The following is a 25,935-nucleotide window of genomic DNA, read 5'->3' on the forward strand; positions in this document are numbered from 1 at the left end:
GATTTGAGCGCTTCGATCCCTTTGTAATCCACCGTGCTAAGCAACCCGGAGGTGTGGCCCGCCATTAGAATCAAAAGCTTGTCTCGGATATTTTATTAATTGATGAGCTTCCCAATCGACCAACACGACTTAGACTAAGCTTTGTTTTATTTTCTATATCAAAAATAGATAGAATAATCCGGATACGCAAATAATATATCAATATTTAACTGACTTCTGCTTTGTACTGCATCCACAATTTGAACATCCGCAACTTCCTTTTTGTTCATTTTTTGAAAAGAAAAAGCCGTATACTTTATAGATTATCAATACAGCTACGCAAAATCCAATTATACCAACTATTATTTCTTGAAACATATCTTATATATCCTCCTTTTCTGTGTTCAAAGGTATATAAGAAATCTGGGTATTGGCGTTAATAGAGGGTTAAAAGAAATAAAAACATATAAACGTAAAACAGTAGCAAGGTATACCTTACTACTGCTTAAATATTTATGATTTTGCAATAAAATACAATAATCTCTCTATAACAATGAATTAATGAGCTGCATCTTCAGGATATCCTGTATAACGATAACCCTCGAGAGTCCATGTCTCATCCCAACCATCGCTATCAGCTGGTGTATTACTTCCATCTTTTAATTCCCACACGAATTCAGGCACACCGGGAACCTTCCAATCCTTCTCAGGCACCAGAACTCCTATAAATTGCACATAATCATGATGCATTATAGTTTTAATATAAACACCATCTGATATATTACCTCCGATAGTTGTAGCACTTTTGGGAGTAACTTTTCCCTCTACCAGCGTTATACGGGTATATAATTGAATACCACCAATTAACTGACCAACTGCAGTCGGTTTTGTATATGTCGCGGGATCATATACACTACCATCTACATATATATAAGACGTCAGGTCTCTTACGTTTTTAACTTCTGCATCTACTCCTTTAAAGCCTGAAGCATCTCCAGTTATTTTGAACTTACCTTTGACTGCTGTACCTGCAACTTTAGCATCAATCCAAATTTCATCTTTTACATTAGCTGCTGAATTATAGATCATAGCCTCTAGCCCATCTTCGATAGGAGTATCATCAGAAGAATATTCTGCACATTTTGTTGCTACAACATAGCGACCGTCCAACGCTGCAGTTTCTGTATACCAGTTATCTTTTTCTTCCAAGCACGATGTTAAAGCCATGCAAATGAAAGCACTTATTATATATCCTAAATTTCTCATATTATTTATACCTTATTATTGATTTTGAACTATGTTCAGGTGAAAAGTAAAGGATGAATAGTCAACCTGAAGCTCCAATGTTTTTGCTTCTGCATTATAAGTTCCTCTTACGGCTGTATGCTTATCCTTCCAAGGTGTCACATTACTGCTTACTAAAGAAAAATTGGTACCATCAAATGCAACAATACCGGATATATCATATGCTGCACCATAACCGCGTCCAATGCTATAGTAGCCGCCAAACAAATCTGATATATAAAATTTCCCAGGCGCTGTCTGATAAATTGTTATAGGCGGCTCTGTTTTAAATTCTGTAGCAGGTGATCCTGCCGCTCCCCCAAGCCCACTACGACTGCTTGAAGCATCTACATGATAGAAGCCCGTTTCTATAACAGAAGGTGTTGTATCATAAACGATTACCTTACGCTCTACCGATGTTGGATATCCATCCGAGTTATTTACCGAATAGACCAAACGATAAAGACCTGCTACTTGCGGATTTACCGTACCTGAGACAGCTACTTTATCTGTAATATCTTCATCATTTTCAGAAGCAATCCATCCCTGTTCGGTGTATGTACCTCCCAACGATACAAATTCTACAGTGCCGCCTTTGAGATCTAACTCACAATAATAGGTGATTCTAGAAATATCTTCTGTGTCTTTATCGCAGGATAAAAGAAAAAATAGAGAGGCGATTATCAGACTATATTTATATAATATTTTCATATTCTTCAATTTTTGCAATTACTTACCTTGTTTTTGATTCCACCATACCTTCTCTCCAACATTTGGCTTCTGTGAAGGTGCATTATTATTTCTGTCCCTATAAGATGAAGGATATAAAGGAGAAGCCGGCAAATTACCGCCCAACAAGGCTCTTCCTCTAACCGATATTGTCAGGTCGCCTACAGGAAAATTGATCCACGCCTTCTTCCTGTCGGCAGCGATATCAATTTCGTTTACTGAAGGATATTTAGTGCGGTTACGTTCCAAAAATGCTTCTATATGTTGATAGTTACAATTAGCCACCCACTTCTGCATGGCAATTTGTTTTATCTGGGTCTCTGCATTACCACCGGTCCATTTAGCATAGCCAGTTTCCAAAATAGAATAATCGGGATTTTTGTTCGCATCAACAATAACGTGCTGATTCAACGATGCTTTCACTCCGGCTTCATAATAATCCTTAGCTTTAGCATCCCCTGCACGGGCATACACTTCAGCAATGTAAAAATTCACCTCCCAATCCGTCATCAACATCAAATCCATATCCTCAGGTAAAACAACAGTAGCATATGCTTCTTTATCGTCTGTAGTGCCGTTTCCATCAGAGTCTTCTTTCGAGTTGAAATCACCGAAAAATGCAGCTTTTGTACCAGAGAACAGCTTAGCCAAACGAGGATCGTCATTTACGACCAAATAATCAAAAAATGATTTACAAGCAATTACATTTGTTGAAATATAGTTAGCCTCCCCCTGTTGAAATTCGCGCATAGGATGGCGTTTACCTTCCATATCATCGTTCCATATTTTGCCGGAGATTTTAGCGCTCAACGTTAACATATCCGTACTCTTAATATAGTTCAATGTTTTAGCATTATCATATTGAGAAGTTTCAGATAGACGTATCATCAATTTCAGTTTCAGCGCACAGGCAAATTTATGCCATTCTGCCATATCACCTTTATATATGTAATCGTAAGTTCCGTCAATGGAAGATCCGGTTAAATCAATTGCCAAAAGATCATCTATCCTCTTTAATAAATCAGCATATATATCTTCCTGCTTGTCCTGCTTGGGATGATAAACACCTTCTTTAGCCTTTAATGCTTCGAAATAAGGCATATCACCCCATACATCGGTAATGATTTGCCAAGTAAAAATAGATAAAGCTTCTGCAACGAAGTAATATCCGTTATTTCCGCTGTCTTTCGTATTGGCCTTAATATATTCCAAATCAAGCATTGGCTGACTTGTCAGAGACTGATAAGCTGTATTGAATTCCTGCGGCAGGTATTCACTTAATGATTTAAATTGAGATGCCGTATAAGACTGAGCCCAGTATTCTACCCAATAAGCTCCACCAAATCCGAAATCCCAGCCCATGAGGTTGTTGGCAACACCCATTTCTACAGCCGGCAGTAATACTTTTGGATCCGGCACTTCTGCTAATGCGTTTGGATCATGATTAATATCTAACCAATCGCTACATCCGGTTGTGAACAATAAGAAGATAGCGGATAATATAATTAATAATTTTCTTTTCATAATCTTTACTGTTTAATCGCTTTTAAAATGACAGTTGTACTCCAAACACATAGGATTGATACGGAGGTGTGGATGCAAACTCCCCGAATTTGGAAGAAATGTCGTTACCCCAGGTTGTTACTTCCGGATCAATATACATATTATCTTTCGGAGTCCACAGCAGTATATTGGACGCTGTAGCTGATACCCTTAAAGAAGAAACCCTAAGTTTTTCACAGATTTTTTTCGGTAGTTGATAAGCCAGACTTACATTACGAAGTTTCAAGTATGAACGGTCGATAACATTATTATCCGAATATTCAAATCCACCATTGCTATAAAATGTATTTAAAGATGTTGGATCGACGGGAGTCGTATTTTCAACATACACAGGATTACCGTTAGTATCCGTACCATTTTGCACAACCGAATTTGGTATAAGAAATGGGTTTCGATCATTATATGCCGTTTCAGGGCCACTACCTACCCAGCCCAGATAGTCCTTGGAATAGGAGTAAATATATCCTCCATAGCGAAGATCTAATGTTGCCGACAATGAAATACCTTTATATGTAAAGGTATTGGTCAATCCCATCCGGTATTTTTCGTTAATATCTTTATCCAAGAAAACTTCATTAGGGGTTGGCTGAGGATTCCCGGCTCCATCGACCACGGTATGGTCCACACCATCAATATTCACAGTCAAAGCCTTTTGGGTTTTAAACTGACCGAGCGGCTTGCCTTCAACAGCGTAAATACCTATTCCTCCGTATCCACCCAAATAAACTTCAGGAACACCTAAAGTTTCCACTTTATTATTGTTTTTAGTAAAATTGTATGTGATATCCCATTGGAAATCCCGGGTTTTTACAGGAACTAAAGAAAGAGATAATTCTATTCCACTATTGCGTACATCCCCTAAATTAGCCCTTTGGGCTGTATAACCAGCTGTTGGGTCTATTGGCATTGTAGCAATCAATCCTTTTGTCAGTTTATTATAGTATGAAAATTCAAGACCGATACGCTGATCGAGAAAAGAACTTTCAAACCCAACTTCAAATTCATCGGTCAACTCAGGTTTCAAATTCTGATTTTCTAACGTATTGGAGATTGTATAACCATTGATACCTCCTAACGGGAATGATAGATCGTCAACATTCGGGAAACCCGGATTAAGTACTGATCCAACAACAAAGCGGTCGTAGACGAAATAAGGAGTTGTGTCTTTACCTGTCCGTCCGTAGGATAATCTTACTTTTGCATAATCAAGCGGGCCAGTATTAATATTTTTCAGTTTCATATAATCAGAAACAATGAAACTCAACATAGCTGCCGGATAAAAGAAAGAGTTATTCTTTTTAGGCAATGCTGAAGACCAGTCGTTACGCGCAGTAAGCGTAAGATAGAGGTAATCCTGATATCCTAAATCTGCATTAACATAAGCGCCCACTATCCGGTAACGGTCACTAGTTTGTTCGGCAACGGCCGGGGTAAGCGTATTGGATAAATGATAAAAACCAGGGATATCAATTGAAGAAATCGATCCATATAAACGAGTCATTTTCTGTTCATTGGCATTTCCTCCAACAATTGCATTCAAAGAAAAATCTCCAAATCGCTCATTGAATGTAGCAAAATAGTCATGGTTAACCTGCAGGTAATCTCTTTTATCCTGTGAGTAACTACCCGCATTGGATGGACCTTTTTGATTATAAGAACCAGGAGTAAAAGAAACTGCATCGAAATGCATATCGGCAGTAGACGTTTCATAGTCACCTCCAAATCGGTAAGTAAGTTTGAGATTACTTAGCAAATCATAGTCTAGTTGAACTTTTCCAAAGAATTTATATTTCCTCTGCAATGCTTCCTTAGCACTTAATACAAAATATGGATTTAAACCATATGGAGTAAAATAATTGTCCAAATTATTAAATTTATCATTGTAGTCTTTCAAGTCGACAATGGAAATATCTGTCGCAATTTCATTTAATGAACGATATACTGATTGGTCTTGTCCCGTTGTCGATACACGATTCTTTTCTACACTGACATTAAAAGAAGAACTTATTAATAACTTATTTGCTTTATGGGATGCGTTAGAAGCAACTGTAAAGCGATTGTAAGAATCGGTATTGGTCGGAATAGGCCCGTCCAGATAGTTATGTGATACCGACAGATGATATAAGGTCTTGTCTGTACCACCGCTCAATGAAAGTGCATTGTTGTACCCAAAGCCCAAATCATAGAAATCACGTATACGGTTTTTCAGATAATTATAAGGTTTTATTTTCTGGCTATTGTCCACCACATTACCCCAAACTCGGTCTTTACCATCGAAGCGGGCACCCCAGCTTCCGTTTTCATCCAAGGCACGATCTCCGCTCCAACCTTGACCGAACATCTGTTGCTCGTCCGGTAAACGTCCGATCTGCTGAATGGTTATACCACCATTATATTCTATTTTCAGCTTTCCGTTAGTATTTTTTCCCGACTTAGTAGTAATCATGATAACCCCTTGGGCAGCACGAGAACCATACAAAGCCGATGCAGCAGACCCCTTCAAGACAGTCATACTCTCAATATCATTCGGATTCAGAGCATTAATACCTGAACCAAAATCAGCCTGGCTATTCAGCGTATTTGTACCTCCGGAAATACTTCCCGACTGATTCTGTTTATTGGTAAGAGGAATACCATCTACCACATATAGAGGTTGGTTATTTCCAAAAGAGTTAAATCCACGAATAGTTACGTTTTGCGTTCCTCCCGGAGTTCCGGATGAAGAAACCTCTACCCCTGAAACTTTACCCTGAAGGGCAGACATCGGATTTAGTGCTCTCGAATTGGCAATATCATCACCCTTGATTGAGGATACTGAATATCCGAGCGTTTTTTTATCTCTTGCAACCCCTAAAGCTGTAACAACAACATCCTGCAACAGATGCTCATCATTCTCCATTACAACTCTCATATCCTGAGACATCCTCAGTTCTACAGTTTTCATTCCCACCAATGTAAACACCAAAGTATTTCTTCCTTCGGGTACATTTATGGAAAACTTACCGTCTACGTCTGTAACGGTACCAACAGTAGTCCCCTTCACTACTACCGAAGCACTGATAACAGGCTCAGCGTTACTGTCGACAACAGTACCGGAGATTTTTGTTGTTTGTGCTACGATAAATCCTATGCTTAGAAATAAGCAGGATAGAATTAACATCACTCTTTTCTTCATACAAACACTACTTTATTAAAAATTAAAACAACATACAAACCCAATTACATACAAACACTTGTCATTCAAAATAAAAGCAACCCTTCTAATCTTATATCAATTTAACAATTTAATACCATATTGGGCTTTTTAGCATCAGTTTGCTTTTTGATATGCAAATTTAGACAATTTTCACGAAAAAAAAAATTTTGGATTAATTTATATAAAATATAACAATATGAAAGCATTCAAAGTCAATCAAATATAAAATCAGAGATCAATTGTTATGTTTTAGTTAAAAATATGTTATTTTGAAAGAAATAAAAAGACAAGACGACAAGTACACTCTGAAAATGTGCTTCTTCACGATGAATGAAAAGTGCATTTTAACACTTTCCATTCGTATTCTCTCATAAATATGAAAGAGAAACTAATATTTACACTTCCTGGATACTATATCAATAAAATATAGGCATTAAGCATCAAATTAAAATAAAAAAAGTAAAAACTACAACATATTTCCAATCTGATAGACCAAAAATGATATTATCCAAGCCAGTAAAGTAGTGTAAATGATACTGAAAACACCCCATTTCCATGATCCTGATTCTTCCTTTATTGCAGCTATAGTAGCGACACATGGAAAGTAAATCAGTACAAAAAGTAACAAACTGACAATAACCAATGGTGTAAATGTCGGTGTACCGTCGGCCTGGGTATCACTCACAAGGCGGGTCTCCAGTGATTCCTGATTCTCGGAGTCTCCTGTATATAAAACACCCAGAGTACTCACGACAACCTCCTTAGCAGCCATACCGGAAAGCAAACTCACACTTATCTTCCAATCGAAACCTAAAGGACGCATCACGGGCTCTATAGTCTTCCCGATACGACCAATGTAAGACTCTTCCTGATGTGCAATATTACGTTGGTCTTCAACCTCCTCTATCAATTCAGTCTTTCGATTATCATCTATTTCATTGTTACCAAACTGTGTCTCTACTCTGGATATCTGATTATCAAACTGCAATTCACGTTCTTTATCCCGGGGAAAATACCCCAAAAACCAAATAATAATGGATGCAACCAAAATAACGCCTCCCATTTTTCTCAGATATTGCCTCGACTTATCCCACATATGTATAGATACAGCACGCAATGTAGGCATTCGATATGGGGGCAATTCCATTACAAACGGGGTATCTTCTTTCGGAAAGAGGAATTTCTTAAATAGCCGCGCCGATATCACAGCTATCAATATACCTATAAAATAAAGCCCGAAAAGAACAAAACTTGCGTAAGGCTTAAAAAATACTCCGACAAAAAGCAAATAGACAGGTAACCGGGCACTACAAGACATAAACGGATTGATAAGCATTGTTATCATACGGCTATTGCGGCTCTCAATGGTACGTGTAGCCAGAATAGCCGGCACATTACACCCAAAACCCATAACCAAAGGAATAAAAGATTTTCCATGCAATCCCATCTTATGCATCACCTTATCCATTATAAAAGCAGCCCTGGCCATATAACCCGAATCTTCCATAAAAGAGATGAAAGCATACAATATTAATATATTAGGCAGAAAGACGATTACTCCCCCTACTCCTCCTATAATACCATCTACAATCAAATCTTTGAGCATGCCCTCAGGCATAGTTCCGCGGATAAAATCCCCGAATGCCGCAACCCCATTCTCAATCCACTCCATAGGATATCCGCCCAAACGAAAAGTACATTCAAACATCACCCACATGAAGAAGAAAAATATAGGGAATCCCAGATATTTATTTGTAACGATAGAGTCAATAATACGTGTACGGTCCGACTCATTCGTTTTTTCCTTCAACGTTTCTTTCAACCCTCCGGCGATAAAACCATAACGGGCATTTGTGAGAGTCGACTCTGTATCTTCTTTTAGTGTTTCTTCAATATATTTTATTTCTGCATCCCTTGTCGCCAGTATATCCTTGCCATTCGAAAGAGTAGACACATAAGACTCAATGTCTTTATCTTTTTCAAGCAATTTTATTGAAATATAACGACGGGGAAAAATAAGCTGGGTAGATTTATCCTTTTCAAGTTTTATATTAAGTCTGCTTATTGAGTTCTCTGCTATATTACCATAAGATATATGTACCCGCCGCACGATCGGCTCCTTATCTTCATACATTCGTATGACCGTATCAAAAAGATCGTTTATCCCCATTCCGGTTTTGGCCACCGTCGGAACCATAGGAATACCGATCATCTTGGATAATTTCCCGTAGTTAAATTCACCTCCGCTCTCTTTCAGCTCATCATACATATTCAATGCGATAACCACTGGAGCTTCCATGTCTATCAACTCAGTTGTCAGATATAAATTCCTTTCCAGGTTGGAAGCAGCCACAATATTAATGATAACATCAGGTTTATCTTCCACAATATGGCGCCTCACAAAAAGCTCTTCCGGAGTATAAGCTGACAAAGAATATGTCCCGGGCAAATCGACTATCTTAAATGTATAACCTCCATGTTTAAATCGTCCCTCCTTCGAATCGACCGTTACTCCTCCATAATTACCCACATGCTCATGTGCCCCTGAAGCAATATTGAACAAGGATGTTTTTCCGGCATTGGGATTACCGACTAAAGCCACGGTTATAACTTTCTTGCTATTTGGGCTATTCTTAATTTTAGAAGAATACTCTTCTATTGAAGATTCTTCATGAGACAAATCGCCATTGAAAGACGATTCCGTCTTCAGAAACTCTTGTTTTTTATTTATTTCGGGATAAATTACTTCAATAAGTCCCGCTTCGCTACGGCGAAGAGAAACTTCATAATCCATAATTTTATATTTGATCGGATCTTTTAGGGGAGCATTCAGGATGACTTTAATGGTTTTTCCTTTGATGAAGCCCATCTCCATGATGCGCTTACGAAAGGCCCCGCTACCATTGACGCGTACAATAACACCTTTCTCTCCTGTCCTCAGGTCTGATAAAAGCATACCAACAATCTTTCATTTAATAATAGAGCTACAAAGATGGGTATTTTTTGTTAGATACAAAGAACTTTTATGCGCATTATTTAGAATGAATATAAAAAAGAACCATCTTTCATTCCTGAATATATTTTATTTGAGATACTTTTTTAGGAGTATTATAAGCAAATAAAAAAACCAATGCTTTAGAGGTTATACTTCAATGGTCGAATCTCACAAATCCACTTTCACAAGCAAAAGCATGAAACTATATTTTTTATAATAAAAACCATCGTCGGAGTAATAAATGCCCAATATATCCGATTGTGTCTCTGCCGCATTGGTTTTGTATATATGAATTATATCAAAATCATTCTAATGATACAAACAACTTAATTCAAATTTAATCATAATAATAATTGCTACTTACGTGGATAAATACTGTAGTAATCTTCTGTAATTTTGCAAAAAATAATATTTCTTTTATTGGGGCAAATTAATTGCTAAGGTTGTTTGTAAATTCAATAAACAAGTTAAGTAAAAAGTATTTCCGTAGGGATGAGGAATATAATAATCCAACGCCTCGCTCACCTTTCTTCCAGCGGTAAAATTACAATTTTGTTTTTATTTCGCAAATTTTACACGATATAATTTAATCTAAACGTAGGCAATTTAATTTTTTTGAGAAAGTTTATCTATATAATAAGCTGGTAGTCTTTAACTATTAACTTATAGCTCTTTGAAAAATTGATTCGTAAATCTGTAGATTAGCATATTAGCATATTAGCAAATGAGTGAAATAGTGTAACCTTTGTAACCTTTTAACAAGTAATAAGTTTTAAGTAATGAGTACAAAGTTGAAAGAACTGTATTTATGTTTACCCTAAAGTCTCTTGTGCGATAGCCAAAGCTAACGGCTAATAGCTATCAGCTAAAAGCTGAAATATGTGTTACCTCTGTTACTTTTTATTTAAACACAGAGTAAAAGGAGTAACACGGAGTTTTTTATAAACAGGATACTCGGCTCTGCTCAACACGATAAGCTAATTATTAATTTTTTATTCTTAATTCTTAATTATTAATGCCAATCAGTAGTTAAAGCAATTATTGTAGGATAAAATTGTTCTATTTTTTCTAACGCGCCTGCCGGCTTGTTTTTCTTAACTTTTTCTTGATAAAAAGTTACAAAAATCAAGGCTGCATCCCTCCGGCGACCCAAAACCGCAGCTCCGGTGGGGCAAAATAATACGGAATCATTTTTAGCCGGATTATCAGCCGTGTATAGCAGCTACCCTATTTTGCCCTACACCTCCGCTTTACGGATTGGGTGCCCCGCCTGCGGGACGAGGCCGTTACCGCGATGCGGCGACAGGACAGAGGCTCTTCATGCTTTAGCTCCACGTGCGTCAGCCCTCGCGCATTAGTGACGCAGGCGGGGTACCCAATCCGTTGCAGGCGGCGTAGAATCAAACGGGGCGATAGCCCGTTTGTTTGATTCAGCCGACGAAACGGTTTTGGGTCGCCGAGGAATTGAAAATCGAGGAGCGTAGGCGACTCAACAGAAGCGCTAGCCTTTTGGTTCGTTTTGGGCAATGCCAAAATGAACATTTAAGCGGAACGAAGTGGAGCAGAAAATAATGAACATTAAATCTCAACTACTGATTCGCATTATTAATTGTTTCCTATGTTACCTTTGTTACTTTTTAATCACATATAGTTAACAGATGTAAAAAACAACGGCATAAAATAGTAAAAAAGTTGTCAGATGTGTCAGATTTTAACCAAATATAGTTAAACAACACAAAAACGACCGATAATTATAATTGCCAATTTTCAAACCTTACAGCTAAAGCTTATAGTTTATAACTTATAACTAAAATTTTTATCTTTGCATCCTAAAATGAACACAACGTGATATATCCGGAGAATTTCGAATCGAAAATAGGATTTGACAAAATACGGCAATTACTCATGGCTAGATGCCTGAGTCCGCTAGGAGAGGAAAAAGTAGAGAATATGGCTTTTTCTTCCGATTATACATTTATTACTGAAAGCCTCTCCCAAACAGAGGAATTCATGCGCATCACACAGGAAGAAGATGATTTTCCAACGAATTATTTCCTTGATGTACGCCCGTCGCTACGGAACATCAAAGTAGAAGGTACGTGGATAGACGAAAATGCACTGTTCGATTTAAGACGCTCCTTGCAGACAATTCGTGACATTGTAAGTTTTCTGAAAAAAGAAGATGAAGAAAATACGCCCTACCCTCATCTATATACATTAGCAGGGGAAGTGGTTGTATTTCCTCAGCTGATAAGTAAAATAGACAATATCCTCGACAAGTTCGGGCGCATAAAAGACAATGCGTCATCCGAATTGCACCGTATACGGAAAGATATGGCCCATATATCGGGAGGCATATCTAAAAGTCTGAATGCCATATTACGTCTGGCGCAAAGCGAAGGCCTTGTAGAAAAGGATGTAACACCTACCATGCGTGATGGACGGCTGGTTATCCCCGTTGCTCCGGGATTTAAACGGAAGATTAAAGGGATAGTGCATGACGAATCTGCTTCAGGTAAGACAGTCTTTATAGAACCGGCCGAGGTAGTGGAAGCAAACAACCGGATACGTGAACTGGAAAGCGAAGAAAGACGCGAGATAATTAAAATACTCATTGCTTTTACTGACGTTCTACGCCCACTGGTTCCCGAGATACTACAATCGTATGAATTTCTGGCTATGATCGATTTCATCCGGGCAAAAGCTACATTCTCTATCGAGTTGAGTGCCATCAAGCCATCTATAGAAGATAAACAAATAATACGCTGGTACAGGGCGAAACATCCGCTGCTGTTTCTCTCGCACCGCAAGCAGAATAAACAAATAGTACCGCTCGATATAGAATTGGAAGAAGACAACCGGCTGCTGATAATTTCAGGACCGAATGCCGGAGGAAAATCTGTTTGCCTGAAAACAGTAGGACTGCTCCAATATATGGTACAATGCGGTTTGCCGATTCCTCTGGATGAGAATTCTAAGGTCGGGATATTCAACCATATATTCATAGACATAGGAGATGAACAATCGATCGAAAACGATCTGAGTACATATAGCTCCCATCTGACCAACATGAAGTTTTTTGTCAGGAACTGTGATAAAAAGACCATCCTGCTCATTGACGAATTTGGCGGAGGTACCGAACCCCAGATAGGCGGGGCAATTGCCGAATCTCTATTGAAACGTTTCAATGAAAAAAGCGCTTTCGGAGTAATCACCACCCACTATCAGAATCTGAAACACTTTGCCAATGAAAACAAAGGGGTGATAAATGGAGCCATGTTATACGACCGCCATCTGATGCAACCTCTGTTTACCTTATCCATAGGAAATCCGGGCAGTTCGTTTGCCATAGAGATTGCACGGAAGATAGGATTGCCTGAAGATGTTATTGCCGATGCTTCGGAAATAGTAGGCAGCGATTATATCAATATGGATAAATATCTACAGGATATTGTCCGCGACAAACGTTATTGGGAAACCAAACGCCAAAGCATCCGTCAAAAGGAAAAACGGCTCGAAGAAGTTACCGAGACCTACGAAACCGACTTGCTGGCTGTAGAAAAGCAGCGAAAAGAAATCATCCGTCAGGCAAAGGCTGATGCTGAACGCATTATGTCGGAGGCAAATGCCAAGATAGAGAATACTATCCGCACGATCCGTGAATCACAAGCCGATAAAGAGAAAACTAAGCAGGCGCGACAAGCGTTAAGTGAATTCAAATCGACACTGGATAATGAAGATAATTTCTCCGATGATAAGATTACCCGGAAAATACAGAAGCTAAAGGACAAGGAGAAAAATAAGAAACAAAAAGAAAAGGCTCCTGAAAAGCAAAAAACTCAAGCAATTACCATCGGTGATAATGTCCGCATAAAAGGGCAAACATCTATAGGGCAGGTACTCGATATACAAAGAGGTAATGCAACAGTGGCTTTCGGGATGATAAAATCGACAGCCAAGCTCGACACACTGGAATATGTAAGTAAGAATCAGGTCAAACGGGATTCGAAGAGTACATTGGTCAGCGCTGCCGTAAGCGACGATATGCGCGAGAAGAAACTCAACTTCAAACAGGATATAGACGTACGCGGCATGCGTGGAGACGAAGCCTTACAGGCCGTTATGTACTTCATTGACGACGCCATTCTTGTCGGGGTATCCCGTGTGCGTATCCTGCATGGAACAGGCACGGGCGCACTGCGGCAAATCATACGGGATTACTTACGTACAGTACCGGGTGTACATAATTATCAGGACGAACATGTCCAATTTGGTGGTACAGGTATTACGGTTGTAGACCTGAATTAAATAAGCTTTAAAACTATGGATATAAATATTGACCCTTCCGGCGGATTTTCTCTAGGCTTTGGCTCCGGCGCCATAATAGCCTTACTTGTCATTGCCATACCCGTATGGTTTATCTGTTGGCGCATATTCAAAAGAAGAGCTAAACCGGAGAAGCCTAAGAAGCTTCATATAGCGGCAGCCATAATTATTATTACGCCGATAATATACGCTATGTTAATTATTCTTTGCTATCTTGCAATAAAACTATTGTACTTAGAATAATTATCTATCAGAAAAAACAGTCATAACATTATGCAGTCACAACAAACCGAGCCATCCAAAGTTACCAGTATCCTTGAAATATACGATATTACGGCTGGCAGACGAACCATCGTGAAAGAGTTTCCTTATCTGATAGAAGCTCCCGATTGGACGCCTGACGGCAAACATCTGATATATAACAGTGAAGGGTTGATATATAAACTCCCGGCAGATTTTTTCGGAGAGCCGGAATTAATTGATACAGGCTTCGCCACCAGATGCAACAACGACCATCTGGTATCACCGGATGGAAGGTTAATGGCAATCAGCCACCGCTCATTACCGGACGGACGCCCCACAATATTCGTATTACCGGACGAGGGTGGGGAACCGAAACAGGTAACTCCTTCCCTGCCAAGCTATATGCACGGATGGAGTCCGGATGGAAAAATGCTTACCTATTGTGCCAACCGCAACGGGGAAATGGATGTATATACAATTTCCATTGACGGAACCAATGAAACCCGCCTGACAACATCCGAAGGTCTGAATGACGGACCCGAATATTCTCCCGATGGCAAATACATCTGGTTCAACTCCGTGCGTACGGGACTGATGCAGATATGGCGGATGAAAACCGACGGTAGTGAACAGACACAGATAACGTTTGATGACGATAGTAACTCCTGGTTTCCACACCTGTCTCCAGATGGCAAGAATGTCGTATATATCGCATACAGGAAAGGGGATCTCGAACCGCACGAACATCTCCGCTACAAACATGTAGAGATACGAATGATACCTGCGACAGGAGGTGAACCTCAGACTTTAGTCAAATTATTCGGCGGACAGGGTACTTTTAATGTAAACTCATGGGCGCCGGACAGCAAACGCTTTGCTTTTGTCAGTTTCAGTATAGAAGAATAAGATTTATAGAGAGAAGTAAAGCATGGATTCTATTGCCATGCTTTCTAACTCTATCTATTATCAAATCAAATGTACTTCCCTCTCTTTGAGTACACTTATCATATCAGCGGTCATCTTCTCCAGATCGTATTCAGGTTTCCAGTCCCATTCCTGACGGGCACAGGTATCATCCAGAGAGTTGGGCCATGAATCGGCAATAGCCTGCTTCAACGGGTCTACATCATATTCCATTACAAAATCGGGATAATGCTTTTTAATAGCCTTGTACAGCATCTCAGGGTCGAAACTCATTGCCGCTATATTGAACGAATTGCGATGTACCAGCCTATCAGGATCAGCTTCCATAATGTTGATAGCTGCGTTCAGTGCATCGGGCATATACATCATATCCATAAAAGTTCCAGCCTTAAGCGGACAGATAAACTTCTCCTCTTTCACCGCATTATAGTATATCTCTACGGCATAGTCGGTAGTTCCACCGCCCGGGTGGGTAAGGTTGGATATAATACCCGGAAAACGAACCGAACGGGTATCCACTCCCCAGCGGTCGTGGTAATAATCGCTAAGTAATTCCCCCATTACCTTGGTTATCCCATATACGGTTTTCGGACGCTGAACTGTATCCTGCGGCGTTTTATCCTTTGGAGTATTAGGGCCGAATGCGCCGATAGAACTTGGAGTAAATACTGCACAATTGAACTCTCTGGCCACATCGAGACAGTTCATCAGGCTGCCTACACCTACATCCCATCCCAATTTAGGATTTTTCTCGGCTGTAGCAGACAATATAGCTGCCAGATTGTAGATAGTATCTATCTTGTATTTTTTTACAACATCTGCAATTTGCTTTATATCGGTTGCATCTATCTCCACTGTCGGTCCCCAATCGAAGAAACCATCGGGATAAGGCGGCTTATAATATCCGCAGATTACATTACCGTCTCCATAAATCGAGCGCAACCTGATACTCAATTCCGAGCCGATCTGACCCGTACTACCTACTATAAGAATGTTCTTCATCGTTTATTTAATTACACCTAGTTCTTTTCCTGTTTTCGTGAAAGCTGTTATACATTTGTCGAGATGTTCTTTCTCATGTCCTGCCGATATTTGCACACGGATACGCGCTAAGTCTTTAGGTACTACCGGATAATAAAATCCTGTAACATAAATACCCTCATCCAATAACCGGGCGGCCATATCCTGTGATAACTTCGCATCGTACAGCATTACCGCACAGATGGAGGATTGCGTAGGCTTAATGTCAAAACCTGCCGCTTTCATTTTTTCCACGAAGTAGTCTGTATTGGCATGCAATTTATCCTGTAATTCATTCGTGCGTTCCATCATCTCGAACATCTTAATCCCTGCCGCAGTGATTGCCGGAGGTAAGGAATTTGAGAACAGATAAGGGCGTGAACGCTGGCGAAGCATATCTATTATCTCCTTCTTACCTGTTGTGAATCCACCGATGGCTCCCCCAAACGATTTACCTAAAGTACCCGTGATAATTTCAACCTTACCACGCAGATTAAATAATTCGGTAGTTCCACGGCCGGTTTTACCGACTACACCTGCCGAATGTGATTCGTCTATCATTATCATGGCATCGTATTTTTGTGCCAGTTCGTATATTTTATCCATCGGGGCCACATTGCCGTCCATAGAGAATACACCATCTGTCACTATCAGCCGGAAACGTTGCGACTGTGCCAGTTTCAACTGTTTCTCCAAATCTTCCATATCCGCATTTGCATAACGGTAACGAACAGCTTTACACAGGCGTACGCCATCTATTATGGAGGCATGGTTCAATGAATCGGAAATAATGGCGTCCTGATCGCTCAACAGCGGTTCGAATACGCCGCCATTAGCGTCGAAACAAGCTGCATACAAGATCGAATCTTCCATGCCGAAGAACTTGGCGATAGCTGCTTCCAACTGTTTATGTAAATCCTGAGTACCGCAGATAAACCTTACGGAAGACATACCAAACCCGCGGGAGTCCATAGCCTCTTTAGCGGCTTCGATTAGCTCCTTATTGTCTGATAATCCAAGATAATTATTGGCACAGAAATTCAGGACTTCTTGTCCGGTGTTTACACGTATAGATGCCCCCTGTGGAGATACTATTATACGCTCGTTTTTGTACAATCCTGCCGATTGTATATCGGTCAGTTCATTTTGAAGATACTTTTGAAAGCTAGAGTAGGTATTCATAGTCTTAATTTTTAACGTAAAGGTAATAAAATGTCAACTGATAGAATAAATATTAATTGGAAATATTTTTCAAAATAAGAGAAATAAAATCCTTCAAAAATGAAATGACAAAAGTATCCCAACTAAATCTAAAATACAGTATCGTAATAATCAAAAAAGGTAACAAAAGTAACACTTTTTACAAATTACACAGCCCTGTTACATTTCTTCGAAAAACCTATAATCACCTGATAAATAATCAATTTTCAATTTATTAATAAAAAAGGTAACAAAAGTAACAGATTATACACACTTTTTCATTTCTTACTTTTTATCTTTGACTATTCAAGATCATTATCTATTCCTGTATATAGATAAATTTTTATAGAAAGAATGCTAAGTTTGCCCGTTTTCAACTATAACGTATCTACTACTGCATATATTCATAGTATATAGTATAATATACGATTAATGTCTAAAAATATAATTATGAAAAAGTTATTGTTCTTATTTTTTATTTTATTCTCAAGCCAGACCATCATGTATTCACAATCGGCAACAGAACTGTTAGTATTAGATAATTACCTGATTAAAAACAATAAAAGGGGTGTAAAAGTTGGAAAATTTAATATTCCGGCCGGAGAAAAAATCTCCTTGATAAAAGATGAGGCTAACTTGTTTGTATTGAGCGAAGACGGGCATTTACTGATTAAAAAAAATGCTACAATCACAAAATCCACTCCGTGGCGATTCGAAATCACGGTAAAAACCAAAGACGGAGAGAAAACCTTCGAACTGGTCAGAGACAACTTTATCCGAAACAAGGTTATCGCACACCGTGGAGCGTGGAAAAACCATGACGCCAGCCAGAACTCATTAAAGTCATTGAAAAAAGCGATAGAAATAGGCTGCGAAGGCTCTGAATTCGATGTATGGCTATCATCCGATAATAAGGTTATCCTCTCACACGATCCCGAAATAGGAGGAAAAAAAGTGGAAGAAACCACAGCGGACGAATTATTCAAAATAGAATTGAAAGACGGAGACAAACTGCCAAGCCTCGAAGAATATATCAAATGTATTAAAGAACAAAACAAGACCCGCCTGGTACTGGAAGTCAAGGCCTCACAGAAAGGAAAAGAACGTTGCGAAGCCGTTGCCGATTCGGCTGTCCGTATAGTACATCGTATGAATGCGCAGGCATGGACCGATTATATAACATTTAGCTTCGATGCGGCAAAACGTATCCGGGAGCTGGACCCAACCGCTAAGATTCTTTATCTGGAAGCTGATAAAACGCTCGAAGAACTGAAAGCGGAAAGAATGTCGGGTATAGACTATCATTACGGTAATTTTATTAAAGATACGGATTTGGCAAAGAAAGCAAAATCCATAGGTTTGTTAACCAATGCATGGACTGTGAACAAGACTGAAGATATGCAGACAATGCTCAATCAGGATATCGATTACATTACCACTGACGAACCGGAAATTCTCCTTGAAATACTGGATGCTAAAAAATAGAAGATAGAATTAAACACAGGAAGCGCTGAAAATCAATCATTTCAGCGCTTTTTTATTTTCTATAAAGAAAAAACAGGAGTCTTATTATGGAATATATACTGTATATCCCTCTATATAACGTAACCGATAAAACTTAGATTATTATGAGTAAGACTGCAATATACCCTATCTGCCTGATATCGATGATAGCTTCCGCTATATTCTATCAATTTAAAGGTAATCCCAGAGATAAGTACAAAAATAACACTGAAGTATTAGCTCAATCCGAAGAACAACAGAAACACCAATCTTTTACATCGACAATCTGTAATAACGCTGTACCAACCATACTGTCGGCTATGGCGATAGCCAAACCGCTGCTAGCCGGACAGGAACCGTTTTCGGTAAGCCTGGATAACGGAATATGGTATATCAGTGGGACAAGAGGCGATATAGTAAAAGTCAGTAAAGCCACAGGAGAAGTATTATGATATATCCGCCCGTAGATAATATCTGAAAATATAAGGCTGCCCCCTTAGCCTCCCGGCTTGGTTAGGTAATGAATATCTCTCAATTCTTCGTTCATTATTTGTAACTAAGTCGGGATTAAACAAGAAAGTCCGGTTTAATGCCGGACTTTCTTATATTATTTCTTTTCTTTTCCGAAATGAGAGAACTTAGATACAAAATCATCCGGAATACGTTCTCCGTTAACCGTTCCGGAAAGTGTCGCCGTACTTAACATATTATTCTCATCAAGAACATATTTATACGCGATGTCAGCATAATCCGACTCACTTCCGTTTCTTTCTGTTTTCTTTATAATAGTTCGCGATACGTTGTTCACACTCGACTTTCCTAGATATTTAGCCGACAGAAAAGGCAGACTGGACATAAACCAGCATCCTCCCCTGCTCTTTATGCTTATTGTATTCAGAGGCATTTCATACACATAGCTTGCCGACTTAATATATGCAGTCTTGTCATATGTATATATATGACGATAACCCGCCGATGAGATTACTTCGGTTATATTGCCGTCTGTAATCACATATTCCTCGGCATATGACAGGGAGTTATTATTTCCACTGTAATCATAATGATCCATATTGGTCATGTAGCCTTCCGCATTATATTTACAAACGGTGGAATCGTTCCATGTTCTTCTGTTCGAAACCAACTCACCGTCCTTAAATGTCTCTGTATTGGTCACATGCAGGGCATAATCTATCTGCTTATTCTCATTCAGATAAATCAACAGGCTATCCGATGTCCGGCTTGTCGCGGAAGAACCCCTTACGCGGGAAAATGAGAAAAATTTGTCTTTATAATCAACCTGAATGTAGTCTCCCCCATCATTATCTATTACGATTATGGAATCAGCATCATTGTATGTCAGGGTAAAATCATCTCGGGACTGCATTTCCAACTTATTATATTCCGGATAATCCACACTTTCCAACAACCAATAATATTCCGGTTCGGGCTCTGGTTCCGGTTCGGGTTCCCTCTCATGATAAAGCATTATATCTTCGCCACACGAAGAAAATATGACAAGAACAGATAAGATACAGATAAGGTAGTATGTAAAGATCTTCATTTTTTAATATTAATGATACTATTTAATATAGGCGCTATAACATTAAGTACTTTTGCAAGATTTGGCAGGATCAAAATAAATTCTGCTCTGCCCCTGCTAGTTAAGACGTGCATTTTTAATGCTCAAAGATAATATATTATCCTCAATTAAAGATATCCCTGCTATAAAACATCATGGCAGACAAATGCTTTTCATTGCTATTATTCCGTTTGTCTATCGTATAATTCATATCTTTATTGCCTAAACTATAAAATATTATAAAATATATGAAATTACGATTGTCGGTTATCGCCCTATGCCTTACATCCGTTATAGGCATGTTTTCTCAGATCAAACAAAAATTACCCCAGATATATGCAGCTCCGCCCGTTGCTGTTATCAATCCGTTAATTGTAGACTCTACCAATCTGAAAGGAGATAAGTATTCGGAAAAGGATTTATTGAAAATGAATCTGACCATTCCTGAGCAAACCGCTTTTGTAAGACCTCTCAAATCCGACACTGCCGGATATTTTTATGCGGAAAAGCCAAGGGAAGGCTATACTTTCCAACTATTTTCATTCTATGTACAGGCCGACCGTTATGCGAAATTATCCTTAAAGATAACCTCTCCGAATATGTTCGAGCTATATGTGGATGGTAAACTCAGCACATCGAAAACCACCAGGGAAGAAAACTTCAGAAATGAAAAAGAGGTTACTGCTGCTTTCAACCCATATCCTTTATCCAGCCGTGTTGTAATAAAGTTATTGGCTTCAGCGGAAGATAAGTCCTCTCCTATTTTCAAAATTGTATTGGAAAACGAGAAGGGGGACGATAAAACGACCTTCTCAGTTCAAAATACGAGCAAAAGGTTCGTAAACTTTACCGATATGCTCTTAGGTAAAAGAGTAACCAATACCAGCATGTCGCCAAACGGTCAATACGCTTTGATCTCGTACAGAAATACATTCGGAGAGAAAAGTGTATCCACTACCGAATTATATAATGTCTCCACAGGCAAACAAATCCTTCTGGATACCGATGGCAGTAAAAAACAGTTAAGTTGGATGCCTGTAAGCGAAAAAATGTTCTACTTACTAAAAACCGAAGATGGTACAAATCTGATCTCCATCGATCCCGCGACATTACAGGAAACGATCCTAGCAAAGAACATTCCGGACGAGTATATGACCTTCTCCCCCGATGAAAGAACTCTTTTCTATACCAAACAGGAAAAGGGCGAAGAGACGAAAGGAGATTTAAAGCTTTTATTATCACCCGAAGACCGCCAACCGGGATACACTAACCGTTCGTTCATCTATAAATACGACATCAGATCGGGTCTAAGCCAGCAACTTACATATGGCTCGCATACGACATGGCTCAACGACATCAGCGCCGACTCAAAACAGCTTCTGGTTTCTTTTACCGATGAAACAGTGACCGAACGTCCGTTCCGTAAATATACAATGCTCAAGCTGGATTTGCCGACTATGAGTGTAGATACTTTATGGACAAACGAAGGTTTTGCATATGGCGCGACTTTTTCCCCCGACGGTAAAAAAGTCCTTATATCGGGTGCCGGCGAAGCCTTTGGCGGCATAGGACAAAATATAGATGCCGGACAAATAGCCAATAGCTATAATGGCCTCGCATTTATCATGGACTTAAGCACAAAACAGATTGACCCGATCACAAAGAATTTCGATCCGAGTATCGACAATAGTTTCTGGAACAAGAAAGACAATCTGATCTATTTCCGTACTACCGACAAGGACTATGTGAATATGTATGCATACAATCCTTCCGGCAAGACTTTCACTAAATTACCATTGAATGAAGAAGTCATCCGTTCATTCTCTACGGCTGACAATGCTCTGTCCGCAATCTATTTCGGCGTAAGCCAGTCGAACTCTACCCGTGCCTATCTGTATGATATAAAAAATCAAAAGTCGACAATGGTAGCCGACCCATACAACGACAGGCTATCTGAAATGACTCTCGGAAAAGCAGAAGACTGGAATTTTACCAATTCCGCAGGAACAGAGATTAAAGGCAGTTGTTACCTGCCGCCAAACTTCGACGCGTCCAAGAAATATCCGATGATCGTATATTACTACGGAGGTACCAGCCCTACTTCCCGTACATTTGAAGGACCGTATCCTGCCCATGTGTTTGCATCGCAAGGCTATGTGGTGTATATTATACAGCCGAGCGGCGCAACCGGCTTCGGACAGAAGTTTGCAGCCCTGCACGTCAATGCATGGGGTAAACGTACCGCCGAAGATATCATAGAAGGAGTAAAACAGTTTGTAAAAGAACACCCTTATGTAAACGAAAAGAAAATCGGCTGTGTAGGCGCGTCATACGGCGGATTTATGACCATGTACCTGCAAACCCGCACGGACATATTCGCTGCTGCCGTATCCCATGCGGGAATCAGTTCCATCAGCAGCTACTGGGGCGAAGGATACTGGGGATACACTTATAGTTCGGGCGCAAGTGCTCACAGCTACCCGTGGAACAACCCCGACCTGTATGTAAAGCAAAGTCCGTTGTTCAGCGCCGACAAAGTACACACACCTATTCTATTTACACACGGTACGATCGACACCAATGTGCCTATAGGCGAAAGTATCCAGATGTATACAGCCTTGAAGATATTGGGCCGCCCGGCGGAATTCATACAGGTGAAAGACGAAAACCACGGAGTAATGAATTACAAACGGCGTGTGGAATGGAACAATTCCATAATGGCCTGGTTTTCCAAATGGCTGAAGGACGATAATGGCTGGTGGAAAGGACTTTACCCCGACGCAAAATAAGTTTATGAATGATAATTAGTAAGTATTGAGTAATAAGTGGTTTGAAATTCTTTCAACTTAATACTTAATACTCAATACTTATTAATTATAATGAAAGAATCAGTCCCAAGCGTACGAAAAATTGATTGTTGCCACGCGACACATTCATATCATACCCTGTCTTTATATAAAACAAACTATAAGCACACATAATATTAGGAGTAAGCACAATCCCGCTCGCCCTTTTTTCATTAAAGTTCCGTAAATACCCCGCATCGCACGACAGCCACAAAACACTTCTATCGGCATAATCTCCAAAAACCATACTTGCAAAATCCAATGTGGGCGAAATAGCCTTCGTATTCAATCCTGAAAGTTTGGTACTGCCTCCTGTATAATCCAAGCCTCCAAACAGGAAGAAATTTACATCCCCCTTGTATGTGTAATATCTGGTATGTATATTGGCTGCGAACTCAACTTTCTCACTTTTTGCCGCTTGTATGCCTGCGCCGATCATCTGTGCAGATAAGGTAACGGACGCAAACATAAAAACAATAAAAAGCCCCAAAGATTTAAGCATATTCATTTTATACTAGATTATCCCCTAACTAATGGTAGTGTAGAGCAACGGAGCAACCCTCCCATTTTCGATATTTCGAAATAAGGGATAGCCTCTACTGTCAACCCCCATTCATCGGCCAAATGGCGATTAAGGCGTGTAAAACGTTCTTCACTTACAACAACTGTAGGAGATATGGAAAATACATTTGTATTCATATAATACATTTCCTCCTGCGTAACCTCGAAAATATTCTTCCTACCGAAAAAATCGACCAGAAGATTATAGTCTTTTTCGTTTTTGAAACCATCTTTATAGATAATGGCCTTACCATTACCTACCGGCATGAAAGTACAATCGAGATGCAGGATACCTTTACGGGGGTCGGTATCATCTTTCTCCAGTTCGAGTGCCACAAAATTTTTCTCAGGATATAATTCCCGAAGGAAAGCTATTGCATACGCATTTGTTCTGGCGGTTTTGTATTCAGGATAATCCCTTTCCATATAAGTACCGACAAAGACGGTATCACCATACAAGACCACGTCTCCACCTTCTACATGTGCTTTCTCGGGCAGGTTATATATTTTATTGAAAGCTATCTGACTATAGATAGGCGCATACGCTTCCTGCTCATCCGCACGATCGGGTATAATGTTTGATGTGATAATCTTATCATCAATTACAAATGCTACATCACGGGCATAGACCTGATTACAGTTGGGCAAAATAAGAGGACGAAGAACTTCCACATCATATTTTAAGAAAACTTTTTCAAATGCGGTCATTTCATCGGCGATATTCTCTTCCTTAGGATAAGTACCATTTTGGACAGATTCATAAGATTTCGCATCATATGTATCTTCCGGTGCAGGTTCTTTCCCTAACGAATAAGGCTGCCCCAACACAACGGTTTTCAGTGGTGCGGTTTCATTTTGTATATTTAGTATCATAACTTCTTATTTTGTGCAAAGATAGTGCTTTTATAAAAATAAGGGATAACTCTTTAAGTCTTTACAGGGCAAACGCACGAAAAGCGAAAATTTCAACCATTAATATTATTTACATTAATTAACTCTGTTTAGTTAAAACCTGACATATCTGACAATTTTCTCACTATTTTCATGTCAAAATTCTAACATTCTTTAATTGTATATAGTTAAAGAGTAACAAAGGTAACATAGAAAACAATTAATAATTAATGCGAATTAGTAGTTGGATTTTAATGTTCAATTCTTTTCAGCTCCACTTCGTTGCGCTTAAACGTTCATTTTGGCATTGCCCAAAACGAACCAAAAGGCTAGCGCTTCTGTTGAGTCGCCTACGCTCCTCGATTTTCAATTCCTCGGCGACCCAAAACCGTTTTGACGGCTGAATCAAACAAACGGGCTATCGCCCCGTTTGATTCTACGCCGCCTGCAACGGATTGGGTACCCCGCCTGCTTCACTAATGCGCAAGGGCTGACGCACGTGGAGCTAAAGCATGAAGAGCCTCTGTCCTGTCGCCGCATCGAGGTCACGGCCTCGGCCCTCAGGCGGGGTACCCAATCCGTAAAGCGGAGGTGTAGGGCAAAATAGGGTAGCTGCTATACACGGCTGATAATCCGGTAAAAGATGATTCCGTATTATTTTGCCCCACCGCAGCTGCGGTTTTGGGTCGCCGGAGGGATGCAGCCTTGATTTTTTGTTTCGTTTTGCATCAAGGCAAAATGAAAAACAAGCCGATAGGCGCGTTAGAAAAAATAGAACAATTTTATACTACAATAGTTACTTTAACTACTGATTGACATAATTAAGAATGGAAAATAATAATTAGCTTATCGTGTTGAGCAGAGCGGGGTATCCTGTTTATAAAAAAAAACTCCGTGCTACTCCTTTTATTCTGTGTTTAAATAAAAAGTAACAGAGGTAACACATATTTCAGCTTTTAGCTGATAGCTATTAGCCGTTAGCTTTAGCTATCGCACAAGAGACTTTATGGTAAAAGTAAATACAGTTCTTTCAACTTTGTACTCATTACTTAAAACTTATTACTTGTTAAAAGGTTACAAAGGTTACACTATTTCA

16 protein-coding genes are annotated in these 25,935 nt (G+C 39.5%); 6 read left to right on the forward strand and 10 right to left on the reverse strand.

All coding sequences use genetic code 11. From position 1 onward, the window contains the following. Positions 1-537: 537 nt before the first annotated feature. The 5 genes from HMPREF9455_RS14510 to feoB all read right to left on the reverse strand — a co-directional run bounded on the left by HMPREF9455_RS14510 (position 538) and on the right by feoB (position 9,707). Positions 538-1,245 (reverse strand): lipid-binding protein, encoded by a 708-nt coding sequence (locus HMPREF9455_RS14510; RefSeq protein ID WP_006800475.1) that lies wholly within the window; start codon positions 1,243-1,245, stop codon positions 538-540. A gap of 15 nt (positions 1,246-1,260) precedes the next feature. After that, the gene (locus HMPREF9455_RS20780) at positions 1,261-1,974 is read right to left on the reverse strand and encodes a BT_2262 family domain-containing protein (protein ID WP_006800476.1); all 714 of its coding nucleotides are present in this window, start codon (positions 1,972-1,974) and stop codon (positions 1,261-1,263) included. An 18-nt stretch (positions 1,975-1,992) separates the two neighbouring features. Continuing rightward, positions 1,993-3,516 (reverse strand): SusD/RagB family nutrient-binding outer membrane lipoprotein, encoded by a 1,524-nt coding sequence (locus tag HMPREF9455_RS14520; RefSeq protein WP_006800477.1) that lies wholly within the window; start codon positions 3,514-3,516, stop codon positions 1,993-1,995. A gap of 22 nt (positions 3,517-3,538) precedes the next feature. Further along, on the reverse strand, positions 3,539-6,730 hold the full coding sequence (locus HMPREF9455_RS14525) for a SusC/RagA family TonB-linked outer membrane protein (protein WP_006800478.1): 3,192 nt from the start codon (positions 6,728-6,730) through the stop codon (positions 3,539-3,541). 487 nt (positions 6,731-7,217) lie between these two features. Continuing rightward, a complete protein-coding gene (gene feoB / locus HMPREF9455_RS14530; protein WP_006800479.1) occupies positions 7,218-9,707 on the reverse strand; it encodes a ferrous iron transport protein B in 2,490 nt (829 codons plus the stop codon). Positions 9,708-11,591: 1,884 nt separating this feature from the next. Here feoB and HMPREF9455_RS14535 point away from each other — a divergent pair. From HMPREF9455_RS14535 to HMPREF9455_RS14545, 3 genes are read left to right on the forward strand one after another with little or no spacing between them, the layout of a single operon-like run. Further along, on the forward strand, positions 11,592-14,054 hold the full coding sequence (locus tag HMPREF9455_RS14535; RefSeq protein ID WP_006800480.1) for an endonuclease MutS2: 2,463 nt from the start codon (positions 11,592-11,594) through the stop codon (positions 14,052-14,054). A 15-nt stretch (positions 14,055-14,069) separates the two neighbouring features. Then, entirely contained in the window at positions 14,070-14,315 is a 246-nt protein-coding gene (locus HMPREF9455_RS14540) for a hypothetical protein (protein ID WP_006800481.1), read from the forward strand. A gap of 30 nt (positions 14,316-14,345) precedes the next feature. After that, a complete protein-coding gene (locus tag HMPREF9455_RS14545; RefSeq protein WP_006800482.1) occupies positions 14,346-15,221 on the forward strand; it encodes a TolB family protein in 876 nt (291 codons plus the stop codon). Positions 15,222-15,281: 60 nt separating this feature from the next. Here HMPREF9455_RS14545 and HMPREF9455_RS14550 read toward each other — a convergent pair whose 3' ends face one another. Together HMPREF9455_RS14550 and kbl are read right to left on the reverse strand one after the other, a co-directional pair. Beyond that, positions 15,282-16,241, reverse strand: a complete 960-nt coding sequence (locus HMPREF9455_RS14550) for an NAD-dependent epimerase/dehydratase family protein (protein WP_006800483.1) — start codon at positions 16,239-16,241, stop codon at positions 15,282-15,284. Between the two features lie 3 nt (positions 16,242-16,244). Further along, positions 16,245-17,441, reverse strand: coding sequence for a glycine C-acetyltransferase (kbl, locus tag HMPREF9455_RS14555; protein ID WP_006800484.1), 1,197 nt, complete (start codon positions 17,439-17,441; stop codon positions 16,245-16,247). A 468-nt stretch (positions 17,442-17,909) separates the two neighbouring features. Between kbl and HMPREF9455_RS14560 the strand changes: the two genes are divergently transcribed. Both HMPREF9455_RS14560 and HMPREF9455_RS14565 read left to right on the forward strand, forming a co-directional pair. Beyond that, on the forward strand, positions 17,910-18,944 hold the full coding sequence (locus HMPREF9455_RS14560) for a glycerophosphodiester phosphodiesterase family protein (RefSeq protein WP_006800486.1): 1,035 nt from the start codon (positions 17,910-17,912) through the stop codon (positions 18,942-18,944). Between the two features lie 143 nt (positions 18,945-19,087). Beyond that, positions 19,088-19,414: a hypothetical protein gene (locus tag HMPREF9455_RS14565; RefSeq protein WP_006800487.1), complete on the forward strand. Its 327-nt coding sequence runs from the start codon at positions 19,088-19,090 to the stop codon at positions 19,412-19,414. 155 nt (positions 19,415-19,569) lie between these two features. On the opposite strand, the gene HMPREF9455_RS14570 is transcribed toward HMPREF9455_RS14565, so the two are convergent. Beyond that, positions 19,570-20,523, reverse strand: a complete 954-nt coding sequence (locus tag HMPREF9455_RS14570; protein WP_006800488.1) for a hypothetical protein — start codon at positions 20,521-20,523, stop codon at positions 19,570-19,572. A 266-nt stretch (positions 20,524-20,789) separates the two neighbouring features. Between HMPREF9455_RS14570 and HMPREF9455_RS14575 the strand changes: the two genes are divergently transcribed. Further along, positions 20,790-23,330: an alpha/beta hydrolase family protein gene (locus tag HMPREF9455_RS14575; RefSeq protein WP_006800489.1), complete on the forward strand. Its 2,541-nt coding sequence runs from the start codon at positions 20,790-20,792 to the stop codon at positions 23,328-23,330. An 85-nt stretch (positions 23,331-23,415) separates the two neighbouring features. On the opposite strand, the gene HMPREF9455_RS14580 is transcribed toward HMPREF9455_RS14575, so the two are convergent. Further along, positions 23,416-23,895 carry a hypothetical protein gene (locus HMPREF9455_RS14580; protein ID WP_044216388.1) on the reverse strand — a complete coding sequence of 160 codons (480 nt, stop codon included), beginning with the start codon at positions 23,893-23,895 and terminating at the stop codon, positions 23,416-23,418. 11 nt (positions 23,896-23,906) lie between these two features. Beyond that, positions 23,907-24,821 carry a dimethylarginine dimethylaminohydrolase family protein gene (locus tag HMPREF9455_RS14585; RefSeq protein ID WP_006800491.1) on the reverse strand — a complete coding sequence of 305 codons (915 nt, stop codon included), beginning with the start codon at positions 24,819-24,821 and terminating at the stop codon, positions 23,907-23,909. Positions 24,822-25,935: the final 1,114 nt, after the last annotated feature.

This window comes from Dysgonomonas gadei ATCC BAA-286, from assembly GCF_000213555.1.
Classification (GTDB): Bacteria; Bacteroidota; Bacteroidia; order Bacteroidales; family Dysgonomonadaceae; genus Dysgonomonas; species Dysgonomonas gadei.

What these genes read in the sequence shown, in the direction of transcription:
- HMPREF9455_RS14510 (WP_006800475.1), bottom strand. Translation starts at nt 1,245, where the DNA reads ATGAGAAATTTAGGATATATAATAAGTGCTTTCATTTGCATGGCTTTA.
- HMPREF9455_RS20780 (WP_006800476.1), bottom strand. Translation starts at nt 1,974, where the DNA reads ATGAAAATATTATATAAATATAGTCTGATAATCGCCTCTCTATTTTTT.
- HMPREF9455_RS14520 (WP_006800477.1), bottom strand. Translation starts at nt 3,516, where the DNA reads ATGAAAAGAAAATTATTAATTATATTATCCGCTATCTTCTTATTGTTC.
- HMPREF9455_RS14525 (WP_006800478.1), bottom strand. Translation starts at nt 6,730, where the DNA reads ATGAAGAAAAGAGTGATGTTAATTCTATCCTGCTTATTTCTAAGCATA.
- feoB (WP_006800479.1), bottom strand. Translation starts at nt 9,707, where the DNA reads ATGCTTTTATCAGACCTGAGGACAGGAGAGAAAGGTGTTATTGTACGC.
- HMPREF9455_RS14540 (WP_006800481.1), top strand. Translation starts at nt 14,070, where the DNA reads ATGGATATAAATATTGACCCTTCCGGCGGATTTTCTCTAGGCTTTGGC.
- HMPREF9455_RS14545 (WP_006800482.1), top strand. Translation starts at nt 14,346, where the DNA reads ATGCAGTCACAACAAACCGAGCCATCCAAAGTTACCAGTATCCTTGAA.
- HMPREF9455_RS14550 (WP_006800483.1), bottom strand. Translation starts at nt 16,241, where the DNA reads ATGAAGAACATTCTTATAGTAGGTAGTACGGGTCAGATCGGCTCGGAA.
- kbl (WP_006800484.1), bottom strand. Translation starts at nt 17,441, where the DNA reads ATGAATACCTACTCTAGCTTTCAAAAGTATCTTCAAAATGAACTGACC.
- HMPREF9455_RS14560 (WP_006800486.1), top strand. Translation starts at nt 17,910, where the DNA reads ATGAAAAAGTTATTGTTCTTATTTTTTATTTTATTCTCAAGCCAGACC.
- HMPREF9455_RS14565 (WP_006800487.1), top strand. Translation starts at nt 19,088, where the DNA reads ATGAGTAAGACTGCAATATACCCTATCTGCCTGATATCGATGATAGCT.
- HMPREF9455_RS14570 (WP_006800488.1), bottom strand. Translation starts at nt 20,523, where the DNA reads ATGAAGATCTTTACATACTACCTTATCTGTATCTTATCTGTTCTTGTC.
- HMPREF9455_RS14575 (WP_006800489.1), top strand. Translation starts at nt 20,790, where the DNA reads ATGAAATTACGATTGTCGGTTATCGCCCTATGCCTTACATCCGTTATA.
- HMPREF9455_RS14580 (WP_044216388.1), bottom strand. Translation starts at nt 23,895, where the DNA reads ATGAATATGCTTAAATCTTTGGGGCTTTTTATTGTTTTTATGTTTGCG.
- HMPREF9455_RS14585 (WP_006800491.1), bottom strand. Translation starts at nt 24,821, where the DNA reads ATGATACTAAATATACAAAATGAAACCGCACCACTGAAAACCGTTGTG.